The organism is Mucilaginibacter lutimaris (assembly GCF_042676625.1).
Lineage (GTDB): Bacteria > Bacteroidota > Bacteroidia > Sphingobacteriales > Sphingobacteriaceae > Mucilaginibacter > Mucilaginibacter lutimaris.
The window spans coordinates 1-1,186 of the sequence record NZ_JBHTIA010000019.1 but is presented as its reverse complement, the minus strand read 5'-3'; the positions used below and the strand labels follow the sequence as shown (position 1 = coordinate 1,186).

The 1,186-nt window shown below is 41.7% G+C and carries 1 protein-coding gene; it reads right to left on the bottom strand.

What is annotated here, in order from left to right; translation table 11 throughout:
- Positions 1–124 precede the first annotated feature (124 nt).
- Positions 125–1,156 (bottom strand): IS110 family transposase, encoded by a 1,032-nt coding sequence (locus ACFQZI_RS19850; protein ID WP_377145615.1) that lies wholly within the window; start codon positions 1,154–1,156, stop codon positions 125–127.
- Between the last annotated feature and the right edge of the window lie 30 nt (positions 1,157–1,186).

The window sequence follows — 1,186 nt, the reverse complement described above, 5'->3', positions numbered from 1 at the left end:
GTCACTTTCTTTTCTCTCAAAAGAAAGATTCTGTGTTAAGAATGAAATAAAGTTTTACTTTAGATTTCTTAAGGCGGCGTTAGCCAGCCTGTTTAGGGCGATTGACTCACGGGTTATATTCGCCCTAACTATTTCCAATGGATACCCTTTGCAGATAATCTTTATTATACCGCTCGTTTTTTCTCCATAAGATATAGATCAGTTCCAGCAACTTTCTTTGTATAGCGACTGTAGCTTTCATTCTAATGCCATGCCTGGAAAGCAATCGTACAAATACTGCTTTAAGGCGTTCGTCGCTTCTCAGGGCGGCTAAGGCGGGCATATGCATAGCTTTGCGCAAGTGCCGGTTACCTTTTTTTGATATCTTAGCTTTACCCTTAACGGATATTCCTGATATCTTTTCCTTTACATCCAGACCTGCATAACTCACCAATTGTTTTTTACTTTTAATAAGTTCAAAGCCACTTGTCTCTGCAATGACGATGATTGCTGTCAACTTTCCCACGCCCGGAATAGAAGTGATCATATCTATTTGTTCAACAAGTTCTTTGTCCTTGTTGATCAGGTCAGCTATTTCTGATTTGATCTCTGTCTCCTGATTATTGAGCAAAGCAATTCGTGTATTAATCCTGCCGATGCTCCGTTCATTAGGAAAAGCTTCGGTAAGTTCTGCATGAAGTTGATTCTTAAGCAATGTACGTTCTGCTATGATCTGATCCCGCTCCCGGGTCAATTGCCTTAGCGTTCTAAAGGCAGCTTTGGGTTGTTGCCATACCTTCAATTCGTTTGCAAGGGCAAATCGGGCAATGGCTTGTGAAGCCGTTTTGTCTGTGACTGTTTTAATATCAAGCGTCCGGCTGTAATTACTGACCTTGTTCGGTAATACAATGCTCACCAGCAACCCATGATTAGAAAGATAATAGGCCAATGGCTCGTGATAAACGCCTGTCGCTTCCATTACGTAGTGCACACTTACCTGCCGGGTTGTATGTTTTGTTACCCAACCGACCAGGCGTTCAAAGCCCTGATGATTGTTGATAAACGTTTTGCAGGCAAAGATCTCTGTACTAAGGTCCTGATTCATTTTGGCTAAAGACACAACCAACTCCTGTTTGGCCACGTCGATTCCTACAGTTTGTTTAAGAGGTGCTGTCATCACTTTAAAATTGAGTTAAAACACTCAAGT

Excerpts from the sequence above, each read along its gene's own strand:
- ACFQZI_RS19850 (WP_377145615.1), bottom strand. The coding sequence starts at position 1,156 with ATGACAGCACCTCTTAAACAAACTGTAGGAATCGACGTGGCCAAACAG.